14 protein-coding genes and 3 pseudogenes are annotated in these 15,552 nt (G+C 48.6%); 9 read left to right on the top strand and 8 right to left on the bottom strand.

Going from position 1 to position 15,552, the window contains the following annotated elements; genetic code table 11:
- The first annotated feature begins 15 nt into the window (after positions 1-15).
- The 8 genes from AC08OG_RS15330 (at position 16) to AC08OG_RS15295 (ending at position 8,372) form a co-directional block, all read left to right on the top strand.
- Positions 16-564 carry a TolC family protein gene (locus AC08OG_RS15330; protein ID WP_482930613.1) on the top strand — a complete coding sequence of 183 codons (549 nt, stop codon included), beginning with the start codon at positions 16-18 and terminating at the stop codon, positions 562-564.
- An 18-nt stretch (positions 565-582) separates the two neighbouring features.
- On the top strand, positions 583-1,791 hold the full coding sequence (locus tag AC08OG_RS15325) for an IS256 family transposase (protein ID WP_482930612.1): 1,209 nt from the start codon (positions 583-585) through the stop codon (positions 1,789-1,791).
- Between the two features lie 85 nt (positions 1,792-1,876).
- Complete coding sequence (locus AC08OG_RS15320) at positions 1,877-2,599, top strand: TolC family protein (protein WP_482930611.1); 723 nt, start codon at positions 1,877-1,879, stop codon at positions 2,597-2,599.
- Positions 2,600-2,602: 3 nt separating this feature from the next.
- Positions 2,603-3,829 carry an efflux RND transporter periplasmic adaptor subunit gene (locus tag AC08OG_RS15315; protein WP_226069836.1) on the top strand — a complete coding sequence of 409 codons (1,227 nt, stop codon included), beginning with the start codon at positions 2,603-2,605 and terminating at the stop codon, positions 3,827-3,829.
- Positions 3,830-3,838: 9 nt separating this feature from the next.
- Entirely contained in the window at positions 3,839-6,976 is a 3,138-nt protein-coding gene (locus AC08OG_RS15310) for an efflux RND transporter permease subunit (protein ID WP_482930610.1), read from the top strand.
- Between the two features lie 365 nt (positions 6,977-7,341).
- Positions 7,342-7,605, top strand: coding sequence for a hypothetical protein (locus tag AC08OG_RS15305; protein WP_226069834.1), 264 nt, complete (start codon positions 7,342-7,344; stop codon positions 7,603-7,605).
- 72 nt (positions 7,606-7,677) lie between these two features.
- On the top strand, positions 7,678-8,106 hold the full coding sequence (locus tag AC08OG_RS15300) for a DUF559 domain-containing protein (protein WP_226069833.1): 429 nt from the start codon (positions 7,678-7,680) through the stop codon (positions 8,104-8,106).
- Positions 8,107-8,120: 14 nt separating this feature from the next.
- Positions 8,121-8,372: a hypothetical protein gene (locus tag AC08OG_RS15295; RefSeq protein ID WP_226069832.1), complete on the top strand. Its 252-nt coding sequence runs from the start codon at positions 8,121-8,123 to the stop codon at positions 8,370-8,372.
- Positions 8,373-8,877: 505 nt separating this feature from the next.
- Here AC08OG_RS15295 and AC08OG_RS15290 read toward each other — a convergent pair.
- The 6 genes and pseudogenes from AC08OG_RS15290 to AC08OG_RS15265 form a co-directional block, all read right to left on the bottom strand.
- Positions 8,878-9,249, bottom strand: a pseudogene (locus AC08OG_RS15290) (3'-5' exonuclease); the annotation flags it as partial.
- Positions 9,210-10,070, bottom strand: coding sequence for a LysR family transcriptional regulator (locus AC08OG_RS15285; protein ID WP_482930609.1), 861 nt, complete (start codon positions 10,068-10,070; stop codon positions 9,210-9,212). The gene AC08OG_RS15285 and the pseudogene AC08OG_RS15290, both read right to left, overlap by 40 nt.
- A 79-nt stretch (positions 10,071-10,149) precedes the next feature.
- Complete coding sequence (gene copD, locus AC08OG_RS15280) at positions 10,150-11,094, bottom strand: copper homeostasis membrane protein CopD (RefSeq protein ID WP_482930608.1); 945 nt, start codon at positions 11,092-11,094, stop codon at positions 10,150-10,152.
- 15 nt (positions 11,095-11,109) lie between these two features.
- Positions 11,110-11,496 (bottom strand): copper homeostasis periplasmic binding protein CopC, encoded by a 387-nt coding sequence (gene copC / locus AC08OG_RS15275; RefSeq protein WP_068810637.1) that lies wholly within the window; start codon positions 11,494-11,496, stop codon positions 11,110-11,112.
- A gap of 17 nt (positions 11,497-11,513) precedes the next feature.
- Complete coding sequence (locus AC08OG_RS15270) at positions 11,514-11,795, bottom strand: heavy-metal-associated domain-containing protein (protein WP_482930607.1); 282 nt, start codon at positions 11,793-11,795, stop codon at positions 11,514-11,516.
- A gap of 60 nt (positions 11,796-11,855) precedes the next feature.
- The gene (locus tag AC08OG_RS15265) at positions 11,856-12,323 is read right to left on the bottom strand and encodes a DUF411 domain-containing protein (protein WP_304917932.1); all 468 of its coding nucleotides are present in this window, start codon (positions 12,321-12,323) and stop codon (positions 11,856-11,858) included.
- A 456-nt stretch (positions 12,324-12,779) separates the two neighbouring features.
- Here AC08OG_RS15265 and AC08OG_RS15260 point away from each other — a divergent pair, with 456 nt between their 5' ends.
- A complete protein-coding gene (locus tag AC08OG_RS15260; protein ID WP_482930606.1) occupies positions 12,780-15,113 on the top strand; it encodes a heavy metal translocating P-type ATPase in 2,334 nt (777 codons plus the stop codon).
- Positions 15,114-15,209: 96 nt separating this feature from the next.
- Here the strand turns inward: AC08OG_RS15260 and AC08OG_RS15255 are convergent.
- Both AC08OG_RS15255 and AC08OG_RS15250 read right to left on the bottom strand, forming a co-directional pair.
- Positions 15,210-15,342 (bottom strand): annotated as a pseudogene (locus AC08OG_RS15255) (efflux RND transporter permease subunit); the annotation flags it as partial.
- Between the two features lie 30 nt (positions 15,343-15,372).
- A pseudogene (locus tag AC08OG_RS15250) lies at positions 15,373-15,531 on the bottom strand (DUF2933 domain-containing protein); the annotation flags it as partial.
- Positions 15,532-15,552 lie beyond the last annotated feature (21 nt).

Genomic DNA, 15,552 nt, shown 5'->3' with positions numbered 1-15,552 from the left:
TATGGGAATGGAACAATGTATTTACGTAACTTAAAGCGTCAATGGCTGATAACCGTTGTCTCGCTGTTTTGGCTGGCTTATCCAAATGTTTCTGCCGCCATTAATTTATCAACTGCAACACAAAGAACGCTCGAACAGAATCCCCAGTTGCAACTCTATCCTTATCACGTGCGTGCTATTGACGGGCAATTGATTCAGGCAAGCCTGAAACCAAATCCCAGAATGAATATTGATTTAGAAGATGCCTTGGGAACAGGTGACACTAGATTTCTGGCAGGAAGTGAGCTGACGTTATCTTTGAGCCAAGTGCTTGAACTTGGTAACAAGATCGAGAAGCGTATGGATGTTGTGGATCAACAATCTGAAGCTTTGCAACGAGACTATGCCATTAAACGTCTTGATGTAGTCGCCAGTATGATGCGTGATTATTACGACACCTTACGACTTCAATATCTTATTGAGTGGAACGAACAGCGTATAAAGTCTGAAAATGAAGCTTTGCAAGTCATAAAACATCGAGCAAAAGGGGACTGTAAAAAATTCTGTGTAACTGCTTATCATTGACCGAAAGGAGATAAGCAGATGAATAAGAAAGAACTGGAAGCCTTTGCCAAAGAGGCAGCTAAGGGCATCAAAACCGAAAAAGACTTGGCTGAGTTTAGCCAGATGTTGACCAAAATCACCGTTGAAGCGGCCCTGAATGCAGAGCTGGATGAACATCTGGGCTATGAAAAGCATGCTCAGTCAGAATCAGGCAACAGCCGCAATGGCTTGAGTCGCAAGCAGCTCCAGACCGAAGACGGCACGTTTGAGCTGACCACACCCCGTGACCGTGACGGCAGCTTCGAACCCCAGATTGTTGGCAAGCATCAACGGCGTTTCACCTCGATGAGCGATAAAATCCTGAGTTTATATGCCAAGGGCATGACGACTCGGGAAATCCAGGCTACTTTTAAGGAAATGTACAATGCGGATGTTTCGCCGACGCTGATTTCCAAAGTCACCGAGGCGGTGATTGACGAAGTTATCGAATGGCAGTCGAGACCACTTGATGCGGTCTATCCGATTGTTTATCTGGACTGCATCGTGGTCAAAGTCCGTCAGGACAAACAGGTCATCAACAAATCCATCTTCCTGGCACTGGGCGTCAACCTCGAAGGCCATAAAGACCTGTTAGGCCTGTGGATAGCGGAAAACGAAGGTGCCAAGTTCTGGTTGAATGTGCTGACCGAACTGCAAAACCGGGGCGTTAAAGATATTTTAATTGCCTGTGTAGATGGTCTTAAAGGCTTTCCCGATGCCATCAATGCCGTCTATCCCGACACCCGCATTCAACTATGCATCGTTCATATGGTGCGAAACAGCGTCAAGTTTGTGCCCTGGAAGGACTACAAACCCGTGACAGCTGATTTGAAGCAGATTTATCAGTCAGTGACCGAAGAGGAAGCCCTCAAGGCATTGGATGCATTCTCTGAGCGCTGGGACGGCAAATACCCGCAAATCAGCAAAAGCTGGCGTAGCCACTGGCAGAACCTGAACACGCTGTTCGATTATCCCGAGGACATCCGCAAGGCCATTTATACGACTAATGCGATAGAATCGCTCAACAGCGTTATCCGCAAGGCCATCAAGAAACGCAAACTGTTTCCCAGTGATGACTCAGCACGTAAAGTGGTTTATCTGGCTATTCTCGATGCCTCGAAGAAATGGACCATGCCCATCAGAAACTGGAAGGCGGCACTGAACCGATTTATGATTGAGTTTGAAGACCGGTTAACCGGATTAGTCTGAAAATGGCAGTTACACAGAAATCAGGACAGGCTCAGCAAAAGCGGGTGTTGTCGGACAAGCTGATGTAATGCGCATGGAACTTCGATTGGCAAAATCTCAAGCCAAACAAGCGCAATTAACATCTGAACATCTGAATTCCCTCCACGTTTTGTCTGCTAATTGGTTTGATAAGCCTGACTTCGACAAAGTAGAAGGTGTTTTAAGTAGCCTGCCCAAAATTCCCAGTGATGTGGTTATGAAAGCGGCTTTGAAGGAAACACCTGAATATCTCCTAAGCGCTGCTAATTCACGCATTAATGAAGCACGTTTGTCATTAGCGAAAGCCGAAAGCAAAGCGGATGTGACTGTGGGAGCAGGTATCAGACGATTAGAAGCCACTAATGATAATGCGTTAGTTTTCAGTTTTTCTATGCCCTTGCAATGGAATGATCGAAACCAAGGCAATATTGCAAGCGCTCATGCGCAATATGAAGAAACACTCGCAACTCAAGAAATATTAATAAAGCAGTTGGAAATAGCCCTCGGCCGAATCCAAGTTTCTATGAAAAGTAACCTCCATCATCTTGAAAGGTTGCAGTCTGAGTTACAACCCGTCGCAGACTCTTTGTTGAGTGAAGTCAAACGTGGGTATCAACTCGGCCAATATGGCGTTTTGCAATGGGTAGATGCTCAGGATGAGCTTTTCAACTTTGAACGTGAACGTATCGAAGCCCAACACGCCGTACATCTTCAGTTTCTGGAATTAGAGCGCTTAACCGGAAATAACCTAATAAGCGTTATTACGCAAGACGCTGCTATTAAGGAATAAATCATGAAATTCTATTTAATAATCCTCGTTTTTGTATTTCATACACCTTTATTTGCTGCAGGAGGACATGGCCATGGACATGATGACACTACTCATGAAGAACCAGCTGAAGGCCCTCATGGTGGTCGACTGTTAGAAAGTGATGGTTTGAATCTAGAAGTCACTATTTTTGAATCAGGTATCCCCCCTGAAATGCGCATTTATCCATACCACCCAGATGGTACTCCCATCTCACCAGAAAAAATCGCCATGACTGTAACACTCGAGCGGACTGGCGGTCAGCAAGATTTAATCGATTTCAATGCTGAAGGAGAATACTTACTTGGTGATCTTGAAATTATTGAACCTCACTCTTATGGAGTCGAAGTTTCCGCCAATTTAGATGGCAATAATTATCACTGGCATTATGAAAGCTATGAGGGACGTACTGAGATTAACGATAGATTGCTGGATCTCTCTAAAATTGAAACAGAAATAGCTGGTCCACAAACACTCACTATTACTAATAAGGTATATGGGATTGTCACAAAGTCAGAAGACAATATCTTCGATGTGTACGCCCCCTACCCTGGAATTGTTCAAACAGTCTTAGTAAAAACCGGTGATAAAGTCAAAAAGGGCCAACGTTTACTCACCGTACTGAATCAGCAGACTTTACAAACCTACGATGTGAACAGCCCTTCAAATGGGGAAGTCACTTCTCGCCAAGTCAAACCAGGCGTTCATACCGATATAGGAGCTTTATTAGAGATAAGTGATTTATCCAAGGTTTGGATAGAAATGTCGATGTTCCCCAAAGATATTGAGCAGATTACAAAAGGAATGGACGTTCAAATAACTGATCTTCATGGAGAGAAAACTGTTCAAAGCAAGGTAGATTACCTATCACCCCAAATGACCGGGGGCCATATTGCTCGAGCTAGAGCAACTATTCCTAACACCGACGGTTCGTGGCGGCCTGGCATGCATGTCGTAGCTAATGTTGTCGTGGAACGTATCGAAGCCCCACTTGCAGTCAGACGCTCTGCTATTCAAACGTTTCGAGAAATGCCTGTGGTTTTCGGTCAGTTTGGCAATGTATTTGAGGTCAGAATGGTTCAGTTAGGCCGCCAAGATAAACATTATTTTGAAGTAACCGGCGGCCTCAAACCAGGCACTAAATACGTCATCAACAATAGCTATCTTCTTAAGGCAGAAGTCTTGAAAGATGGCGCCAGCCACGACCACTAGGAATAAGATATGATTGATTCGATTATTCGCTTTGCAATAAATCAACGCTGGTTGGTGCTGTTTCTAACCCTTCTAATTGCAGTATATGGTGTCTACAACGTTTTAAAGCTACCCATTGATGCCGTCCCTGACATCACCAATGTACAAGTGCAAATTAACACCGATGTACCAGGTTATTCCCCATTAGAAGCTGAACAGAGGATAACTTACCTTGTTGAGAACGCCATGGCAGGGTTGCCCTCACTCGACTACACACGATCAATTTCTCGTTATGGACTATCTCAGGTAACAGTTGTACTGAAAGATGGAACTGATATTTATTTGGGAAGACAGCAAATAACCGAAAGATTATTGTCAATTCGGAGCGAACTTCCACCGGAAGCTGACCCACAACTGGGACCTGTAGCGAGTGGATTAGGCGAAATATTTACCTATGCAATAAGTGCCGATGAAGATGCTCTAAACGAAAATGGTCAGCCTTATACATCTGAAGATCTTAGAACGATTCAGGATTGGATAATTCGACCGCAGTTGGTCACCGTGCCAGGTGTAACTGAAATTAATAGTGTCGGTGGCTATAAGCGTCAGTATCAAGTTGCACCAGATCCAGTCAAATTACTTGCAAACAAACTTACCTTAGCTGATGTTTCAGCAGCTCTCATGGAGAATAATCAAAGTGTTGGTGCCGGTTACATAGAACGTTATGGTGAACAATGGTTAGTTCGGTCTCCCGGTCAACTTAAGACACTTGATGACATCCGGAATGTGGTTATTGCCAAACGTGATGATATGCCGGTTAAGATTGGTGATGTAGCGGAAGTTATTCATGGCAAAGAACTCCGAACTGGGGCTGCGACACAAAATGGTAAGGAGACAGTTTTAGGCACAGCCTTCATGTTGATTGGTGAGAATAGTCGGATTGTAGCAAAAGCCGTCTCTGAAAAATTAGAAACAATCAATCGAAGTCTGCCAGAAGGTGTGAGAGCTGAAGCGGTATATACAAGAACGACTTTAGTAGAAGAAACCATCGCTACCGTTCAGAAAAACTTATTTGAAGGAGCGCTTTTAGTCATTGTCATACTATTTGCTTTACTCGGAAATTTTCGAGCAGCCTTTATTACTGCACTGGTCATTCCACTCAGTATGTTATTTGCTGTTACTGGAATGGTTAATAATCGCGTTTCAGGGAACCTTATGAGCCTTGGCGCTATTGATTTTGGCCTGATTGTTGATGGTGCAGTCATTGTTGTAGAAAATGCTTTACGAAGACTTGGCCTAGCTCAAAATAGGCTGGGACGGCTACTTACCTTAAAGGAACGTCTTCAAGAGGTCACTGAGAGCACTCGTGAAGTATTTAATCCAGCCGTCTTTGGTATGTTAATTATTATGCTGGTTTATTTACCTTTGTTTGCCTTGGGTGGCGTGGAAGCCAAGATGTTCGAACCCATGGCATTCACCGTTATGGCTGCTTTGATTGGCGCATTATTGTTCTCAGTGACATTTGTTCCTGCGGCAGTGGCTATATTTGTCCGAGGAAATGTTCAACATCGTGAAAACTTATTGATGCGCTCTGCTAGATTTGTTTATAGACCATTTCTCGGACTGGCTATGCGCGCGCCTTTAATGGTGAGTCTTGCAGCGGTTCTTTTCGTCATCTGGACGGCAAGCCTAACCAATCGCATGGGATCGGAATTTCTACCCAAACTGGATGAAGGTGATATTGCTCTGCATGCTTTGAGAATTAGCGGTACTGGTCTTGAACAAGCTGTTGAAATGCAAAATCAACTTGAATCGGTTATTCGTGATTTTGATCAGGTGGAGCGTGTTTTCTCAAAAATTGGCACACCAGATATTGCAACAGATCCTATGCCTCCAAGTGTAGCCGATACCTTTCTTATCATTAAGCCCCGAGCAGAATGGGCTGATCCCACTCAAACCAAAGCTGAATTTCTAACGCAATTACGCGAGGCGGTTGAAGCTGTACCGGGTAATAAGTATGAATTTACCCAACCTATAGAAATGCGTTTTAATGAACTCATTGCAGGCGTCAGGGCTGATGTAGCGGTTAGGATCTATGGCGATGATCTGGAGCAACTCAATACTGTTGGCAAGTCGGCAATTGAGATTATTTCTAATGTGGATGGATCAGCTGACGTTCGTATGGAAGAGATTACCGGTCTGCCTATGCTGTCAATTGAACCTGATCGCGAGCATTTGGCATTACTAGGTCTAAGCATTCAAGATATGCAACAAACTATTCAAACTGCAATAGGCGGTAGTAATGTTGGATTGATTTATGAAGGTGATAGACGTTTCAAGCTGGTAATAAGATTGGCTGATGAGATGAGACAAGACGTCAATTACCTTGAAAAACTTCCAGTTTCATTAAATCACAGTGATGACCCGGATTTATCGTATGTACCGTTGGGTGAGATTGCACAGATTACAGAATACATTGGACCTAATCAGATCAACCGTCAAAATGGTAAGCGCCATGTGCTGGTGTCCGCTAATGTAGTTGATCGCGACTTGGGATCATTTGTTAGTGCAATTGAATCAGCTATTAATGAACAATTAACTATCCCACCAGGTTATTGGATTGACTATGGCGGTACATTTGAACAATTACAATCTGCAACACAAAGATTGTCTATTGTCGTGCCGGTAACGTTAGTTTTAATTCTGGCTCTGTTAATTGGTGCATTTAAATCTTTGAAAGATGCTTTATTAATCTTCACTGGAATACCTTTAGCGTTGACTGGCGGTATATTGTCATTAATCTTTAGAGATATGCCATTTTCAATCTCAGCAGCAGTCGGATTTATTGCGCTATCAGGTATTGCCGTATTAAACGGAATTGTCATGCTGTCATTTATTCGACAACTTCGCGAAACAGGTGAAACATTGTTGAATTCAATAAAGGATGGTGCAATGCAGCGGCTTCGACCTGTTTTGATGACAGCGTTAGTGGCAAGCCTTGGCTTTTTGCCAATGGCTTTAAATACCGGTACTGGGGCTGAAGTACAGCGTCCGCTGGCAACCGTAGTTGTAGGTGGAATCATTTCATCAACTTTGTTGACGTTAGTGGTATTACCAGCGCTTTATCTACTGGCACATCGCTGGAAAGAAAAGCGACTATCACTTTAAAGGAAAGATGTTTCGTACTTAACCACTATTTCTGCCATATGTGCTGTTTTTGAAAGTTGCTATTACAGCAATTGAGGGCATCTAACTCATTTCTAAGGACATGTATGGCATTAATAGTGTTTATGTTAGTTATTTCATTAACTTAGCTGTATCGCTTTATCAAAAAGCGGTAATGTAGCTATAAAAAATAAGTACTAAATTAGTTGCTCAAAGAAGTACTCAATTACTTTTGCAAGCGGATATTGTTATCACCAGAAAGGAAAGACATAGATGACATTTGGAGAAGTGTATGAAAACTTATTCCTAACTAGAACTCTGTTCATTCAAATTTGGATGCTAAGTACGGTCTAAGAAAGACAGGCAAAGTGATTACCCATATCCAGTTTGAATTCAAAGCCAAGCCCGGCGCAATTACTGACAAAATGATTCGTGATGCTGCACGCCCTGGCGAGTCGAGTGAACAAGTGGCTGCTCGGCTGAAAATGGAACAAAAATCTGCAATAGAAAAGCAATCACTCCATCAGCCTCAAGAAAGAGAGGCTTCCTCTTCTCCTGTAAGCGTCGATGAGTATCGTAAACAGGCACTGGCCATAACAGGCAACAAACGAAAAATCCAAACCTCTCAGTAAATTTAGACTCAAACTTGCGTGATCCCAGATCCATGAGAACCTGAAATCAATTTAGATTGAGGGTATTCGATCATGGTCATCAGGCTGTCTGAGGAAGACGCTAAACGACTTGGGCTTATCGCCCAGAGGGACAGTGCGAACGTCAGAAAGAAACTTCCTGCAGGTTTTGGTAAAAAGCGATCAAAGACAAAATCACCTCAACGAGTACTGTTTGAGTGCTGTCAGGTGTACTGGCCAGAATGTGAATGGGAATTAAAAGGTGCAATCCCTGGAAGAAAGTTTCAGATAGATATTGCCTTTCCAGCTCATAAGCTTGCCATCGAACTGGATGGCCACACGGCCCATTCATTTAAAGATAAATTTCAACGTGACCGTGAACGCCAGAATCTACTGACACTCCATGGCTGGCGGATATTACGTTTTACTGCGAAAGATGTCAGTTCAAGACTTACGGAATCTCTGGGTATAATTCAGCAGTGCATAGATAGTTTTCAGAGTTAATCAAGGAGGAAGATATGTATTTGGTCAACGATCATGAAAATATGATATTCGATAGTGAGGACGATCGCTGCTTACTTATCAAAGCGATGGGACCAGATGGGAGAATTCACGCTTTCATTCAGTGTCTCGATGTCGGAAATATCCATAATCGGCTAAAAACTCCACACACTAAGAATTATTGGGGATTTTATAATGCTGATGAGCCAGAAAAGTCTATCTTGGAAATTATGCATCGCGGCGTAAAGTGGCCTGCATTGACTGAATAGCTTCTTATAGATGGCTATGAGAGTCGTCACTTTTACGGGGATCGCAGTAATTTGTACGACTTAGAGCATTGTTACGGGAATATTTAGGTTAATTTTACGACTTTTGTAGTGATCCAGGGCAATAATCTTACCTCTGAATTACATTTTCGTGATTTTAACGACCTTAAAAAATGGCAGATGTCAAGTGCTCGGCGTGAGGGAATATCGGATCAGAAAGCTATGCAGAGCAATGGGCTAGGCTGGATTGATGCTTCTTCTCACGTTGGTCATTTTGTGGGCTAGGAGCCATATGAGAGCGTCGAGATAGCAAGCCCCAGCATGCCATAGCAGGCAGTTACAGAGAGCACAATTCGTTGTCATACTCCATGCAACGTCTGAATGTGCTCTCTTCCACGTCGACCTGCACCATGCTAGATCCCGCAGCCGCTCTAGCTTATGACACACCCGTTTTCCTGCGCTTCAGGCGATTCTGTCTCCCTTTGCCATAGTTTAAATCGAGTAATCACTAAACTTGGTCGTATGAAAACTTGCAGGCGGCCAGTTGCCGAGTCGCTTGATATTCTTCATCAGAGTACTGGCGAATTCGCCCCCGTTCTGAAATCAGGTGCAAGTTCTTCCTTGCGCGTGATCCGATGACATACAGCAGTTTCAGCGCACTTTCTTGGCCGTTCGGGTCATTAAAGTGCGGCACCATGTCTTCTAACAAGGCATAGGCGATCACTGCATCAAATTCCGCCCCCTTCACGCCGTGGATTGTTGAAATAGTTATGCCTGTCCGGCTCTGAAAAACCTTTCTAAACGTCTCGATGTCTCCAATGAATTCGCTGCCCTCACTCTTCAGACGATCAACTCTAGCTTGCGAGCTACCAAAGAACGCAGGCACAGCAAGTAGGTGGTGAGAATAGGCGAGCGCCCTGCAAGAGGCCGCGCCACAACACCAAATTCACGACTGGCGGTGATTTGCGAAGCACCTGCCAGCCCCAGCGCAAAGCCTGCCGACACCAGCGTCATCATTAAGTCTAAAGAAGCAACCTGTTCAGCCACCAGCGGCTCTGCATCCACAGTGCGTAACACGCGGGCGATCTGACGCACATGACCTTCGCATACGACCGGATCACACATCACCAGCGGATAGCGTAGCACCTCGTCCAGAGGAATGCGCTTGTGACTCAGGATAGGATGCCGTTCGGGCACCGCGACCATCAATGGCTCGGACCAGACAGGCTCGGCGAGGATGTTATCGCCCACATCGTCAGACTGCGCAAAGCCCACGTCGTAAAGATCATCAACCAATCCCTTGATCTGTTGCGACAGCGGCACCTCGAACAAACGAATATCGACCTCTGGTTCATGCAAACGGCACTGTGCCAACAAAGCGGGCAATCGCGACGGCGTAATACCATCGGACAAGGCAATGCGTAACTGACCGTGGAAACCACTGGCCGCAGCCCTTACGCTGTCACGCGCTTGCTCAAGTGCAGCGAACACGCGAGGAACATGTTCAAGAAACAGCGTGCCCGCTCGGGTCAACCGCGTGCTGCGCGTAGTACGCGCAAACAGCGACACGCCCAGTTCTTCTTCCAGTTCCTTGATGGCCCGTGACAGCGGCGACTGCTCGATATGCAGCCGCTCGGCAGCGCGGGCGAAATGGAGTTCTTCTGCAACTGCAATGAAACACCGTAAATGACGTAGCTCCATGAGGCCCCTTCATCACTCGTGCATGAGATGCACGAAGTCCCTGGTTGGTTGTTGTCCACCTGTTGGCCTCCAAGTGTTGTCATCCATGAGGGCTGAGGGTGCCGAGTACCGCTACGCTTACCAGAATCAGGAGCGCGATCGTTGCCTCATTGGTCACACTCAGTCGCAGGTGCTGTGCAGAGTGCGAAGGGACGCCGGTATGGATGTCACGTTCGAGCCGGGGCACCAACCACCAGCGATGCAAGGCGGCGAGGCCCAGCATCGCAGCGAACAGCGCCAGCTTGAGCAGCATCAGGTTGCCGTGCCGGCTGTGGAACAGCGGTGCGATGGACCAGCCGACCAGATCCCCGTAGTGAAAGATGCCGGTCACCACCAGGACGCCGACGAAGACCGTGCCCGGCCGCGAAAAGGTGTGCAGTGCCCGCCACAGCATGTGCAAGCCCTCACCCGCGGCGGGCTTGCCGTGACGAACGAACAAAATCAGCAAGGCGAAGATGGCCCCGATCCAGCCGCCGGCAGCGAGCAGGTGCGCCATACCAGCCACCAGCCGCACCGTACCACTCACACCCTCGCCACTGGCAGCATGTCCATTCCACGCCAGGCTGACCAGCGCCACGCCGGCCAGTAGGGTCACTCGCCGAATGGGGAATGGGCGCTCGGCGCGCTGCGACTGCCAGCCGAGTACAGCAAGCAGCAGAACCAGCAGGAATGCTCGCGTCAGCCCGGCGCGCCCAGCGGGGGTGTCGAACAGATACCAGGCCAAGTCGTCCCGCGCCAGATCGGAAACCGCGACCCCCATGATGCCAGCCGTGCTGCGCACAATCTCAATGCCCGCCAGCGCCAAGCCGAGCACCCCACAGATCAGGAGCCCCTGGGTCAAGGCCCATCTGGGCAGGGGTGGGTGCTTATCGCCGCTGGTCGTTGAGGCGGCCGGACCGTACCACGCGAATAGCGGCAATCCGAACAGCAGCATCAAGTCTAGGTACTGCATGAACCGAAGCGTGTAGTCGGGAAGACTGGACATGATGTTGGCGCCCGCTCATTTGATGGTGAAGCTGTATTCGCCAGTCATCGGATGGTTGTCATCACCGACGGCGCGCCATTGCACCTGGTAGACGCCTACTCCGAGGGGGTTATGCAACGTAGCGCGCAGCGTCTTGCCGTCGTTGATGAGTTCAACGTCGATGTGCTCGACTTTCTCCGCGGCCCCACCGTCCTTTATGACGCTCAGCTCCAAGCGCGAGGCGCGAAGTACAAGCTGTTCACTGAAGACGAGATCGATCTGCTGCGGTGTCGTGACAACAGCATCGGCCGTCGGTATGGATTTGACGAGGGAGATATGGGCCTGAGCGACCGATGTGATCAGTAAGCCGGTCGCAAGACAGGCACCAACAATCAGAGAGCGAAATTGAGTAGTACGGTTCATGTGCATTACACCTCTTCTTATGTTTTAGAATTTTGGCTGCAGCAACTTCGGCCGCCGCCTCCTGTTGATTGGCTGGACAGGGTGTCGCCGCGTGCCAGACGCGCGGGATACCCGGCCCGTTGCAACGTCGACAGCAGCAGATCGTTGCCGTGATCGAAGTTGCCTCGAACTCGAACGCGGCCGGTGGCCAAATGCACTTCCACGGCATCGACTCCCGGCAGCTCTTTCAGCGCATCGGTGACTTTCGCGATACATGAGCCGCAGCTCATACCCTGCACGTCGAGATCCACTGTGTTCATGACTGCGTTCTCCTCTTGATCCCGAAGGTCACCGGGACATTGGCCGTTTCATCGCATCGATCAGCGATAGGCTTGATAGACGCTGGTGCTGCTATCGACATGGATCAGCAGAACGTCGTAGGGGTCTTTGCGGTCGCCATAGAGCGGGCCGTCCATGCCAGGTGACCCGATCGGCATTCCGGGCACGGTCAGGCCGATGGCCTCGGGTTTTTCTTTCAGGAGACGCTTGATATCGGCAGCCGGTACATGGCCTTCGATGGCATAGCCGCCGATTCTGGCGGTATGACAGGAGCCAAACTGTCTTGCGATGCCAAACTGTTCCCGTATAGCGGTGTTGCCGATATCGAAAGTGCGGACTTGGATGCCGGCTTCTTCAAGATGCTGGATCCATTCGTTGCAGCAACCGCAGTCGGGGTCTTTCCAAACTTCAGCGACCAACTCCGATGCGGTTGCCGTGCCAGCGCTGATCACGGAAAGCAAAAATAAACCTGCCAACCAGGAACGACCTTTAATATTGGAATGCATCATATTTGCCTCGGTAATTCTTTAACTATCGACACAGAGAGCTTATGGTGTTCAATCATGATTCAGTCCCCTGAATGCCGCACATTCTTTTATTCCGATGATAGGCGGCGCCGCTGTCACGCGGATGACTCTATCGTTACATTCATGTAATCCTCGTGTCATATATCCGATTTTATTGACCAGATTTACCTCGACAGTTGAGAGCGTGGCAGGTAGAGATCTCGGCCATCAAAAAACGACGGAGCCAGCCGATCTAGAAAATGACAATCAATTACATGTTATCGACGGCCTCGTCGTCCCATGCTTCTTCCAAAGGGTTCCTGTTAGGTGCGCAGACTTCTGGCTTCTTCATCCTGTAGTGGGTTAAAGTGGTGCTGAAAAGAAGTAAATGTATGCAGTCATGAGGCTATACGCACGCGTATACGGAATTTGGCACATACCTCGAGAGGATTAGTTGTTATGAGGCAGAATCAATCAGAACATCCACACCACGTGGATCCGTCGCACACAGATGCGCCGCTCTCAGATCCCGTGTGCGGCATGCGAGTTACAGAGAATTCATCCCATCACATGGAGCATGAGGGTAAGTCTTTCTATTTTTGCAGCACCAAGTGTTTGGGTAGATTCCGTGATGACCCGGAAAAGTACCTCGATCCCTCCAAGTCGGAGGAACATACAACGCCGCATGAGCCCGGCACGACGTACACTTGCCCTATGCATCCGGAGATCCTGCAAGATCACCCGGGAACCTGTCCAAAGTGTGGCATGGCTCTTGAGCCATTGATGCCCAGTCTGGATGATGATAACAATCCAGAGTTGAAAGATTTTTCACGCAGGTTCTGGTGGACGCTGCCGTTTACTGTCATCGTGACAATACTTGCTATGTTCGGCCCGCAGCTTGGCTGGTTCAGCATGGGCGTGCAAACATGGATCGAACTCGTTCTTTCAATACCTGTAGTGTTGTGGGCAGGGCAGCCATTTTTTGTACGGGGCTGGCAATCAATAGTGAACCGCAGCCCGAACATGTGGACGCTGATAGGCCTTGGTACTGGAGCGGCGTTTATCTATAGCACTGTCGCAACGATAGCACCGGGCATATTCCCCGAAACTTTCATGTCGATGGGCCGCGTTTCAGTCTATTTTGAAGCAGCAGTTGTCATCATTTCGCTGACATTGTTGGGTCAGATGCTTGAGTTGAGGGCACGCTCGCAAACATCAGCTGCCATCAAGTCCTTGCTCGGTCTGGCGCCTAAGACAGCACGGCGGATCAACAAGGATGGCACTGAGGAAGATGTGCCTTTGAATCACGTACATGAAGGTGATCGCTTGCGCGTTCGCCCTGGTGAAAAAGTCCCGGTTGACGGCACGGTAGAGGAAGGTAATAGCTCATTGGATGAGTCGATGCTGACCGGAGAGCCACTCCCCGTAAGCAAGCGACCCGGAGACAAGGTGATTGGCGCGACGATGAATACTTCAGGCGCGCTTGTGATTCGGGCAGAGAAAGTGGGTTCTGCCACAGTGCTCTCTCAGATTGTGCAGCTCGTAGCGCAGGCGCAGCGTTCGCGCGCTCCCATGCAGCGCATGGCTGACTTGGTTGCCGGTTACTTCGTTATGGCTGTAGTGGTCATCGCCATAACAACTCTGTTCGTTTGGGGGTTCTTCGGTCCGCAACCGAGCTGGGTGTACGGTTTGATAAATGCTGTTGCGGTGCTGATTATCGCTTGCCCGTGTGCGTTGGGGCTGGCCACACCCATGTCCATCATGGTGGCAACCGGCAAAGCCGCTACGCAAGGCGTGCTGTTTCGCGATGCCGCCGCGATTGAGAACTTCCGCAAAGTCGATACTCTGATTGTTGATAAAACCGGCACATTGACTGAAGGACGTCCGGCTTTTGAACAAGCAATTCCGGCAGGTGACATAACTGCCGATGAAGTACTACGTCTTGCAGCGAGCCTCGATCAAGGCAGTGAACATCCACTTGCCGACGCTATTGTGAACGCGGCGCGCGAGCGCGGCCTCACACTCAGTGCAGTCGACGATTTTGAATCAGGTAGCGGCATCGGCGTTCGTGGCCAAGTCGATAGTAAGTCGCTGGTCCTGGGCAATACTGCTCTGATGCAGCAAGACGGGATTGATGTTACCCACCTGACAAACATCGCCGACTCATTGCGCGAAAAAGGTGCGAGTGTCATGTATCTCGCCTCGGATGGCCAACTTGCAGGCCTGTTGGCTGTCTCCGACCCGATCAAACAGAGCACGCTGGAAGCAGTGCGAGATCTCCAGCAAGCGGGGATTCGTATCATCATGGCAACCGGCGATGGTATTGCAACGGCTAACGCTGTTGCCAAGGAATTGGGAATCGACGAAGTGCACGGCGAAGTCAAACCTGCTGACAAGCTTGACCTCGTCACACAGCTTCAAGCTGAAGGTTGTATTGTAGCTATGGCTGGGGACGGGATTAACGATGCCCCGGCTCTCGCAAAGGCTAACGTAGGTATCGCCATGGGGACGGGTACAGACGTTGCCATGAACAGCGCTCAGGTAACCCTGGTCAAAGGCGACTTGCGTGGAATCTCCACCGCACGGCACCTTTCCGATAGTACCGTCGCTAATATGAAGCAAAATCTGGGTTTCGCGTTTATCTACAATGCGCTTGGCGTCCCGATCGCAGCCGGTGTGTTGTATCCCCTCACGGGTATTCTGCTCTCACCCATGTTCGCCGCACTCGCAATGAGTCTCAGCTCGGCATCGGTGGTTTTCAACGCTCTCCGGCTTCGTGGCTCACGCGATTGAATGGGGCGATAACCCACGGAATGATGCTCTGATAACACAAGCTGCTGAAGAACAGATGTTTCAGCAGCTTGTGCCCCCTCATCCACCATCCGTTGATTAACGAGGCCTTAATCGATGCTGTTTCACCAGCGTATAGAATACCGGGATGACAATGAGTGTGAGGATAGTGGAAGAAATCATCCCCACCCACCATCGGAGCTGCAATACGCCTCATTACCTCCGATCCGGTATCCTGTTTCGTGGTTTTCTGCTCATCATGGCAAGATGACTGCATGCCCTTCATCATGAAGAACATCATCAGAGAGCAAAGCAGAAAGAACAGTGCCGGCGTCAAGGCCATGAGCGATTGGCGCGCAGCAGGAAATGTGGTGTAGACAACCGCAACCAGAACGGCGAGCCCGAGCCCGGCTCTTAACATCATCTTGATATCGCATTTCAT

This window comes from Methylophaga sp. F7 (assembly GCF_056863975.1).
This window is presented reverse-complemented; position numbering and strand designations above follow the sequence as displayed.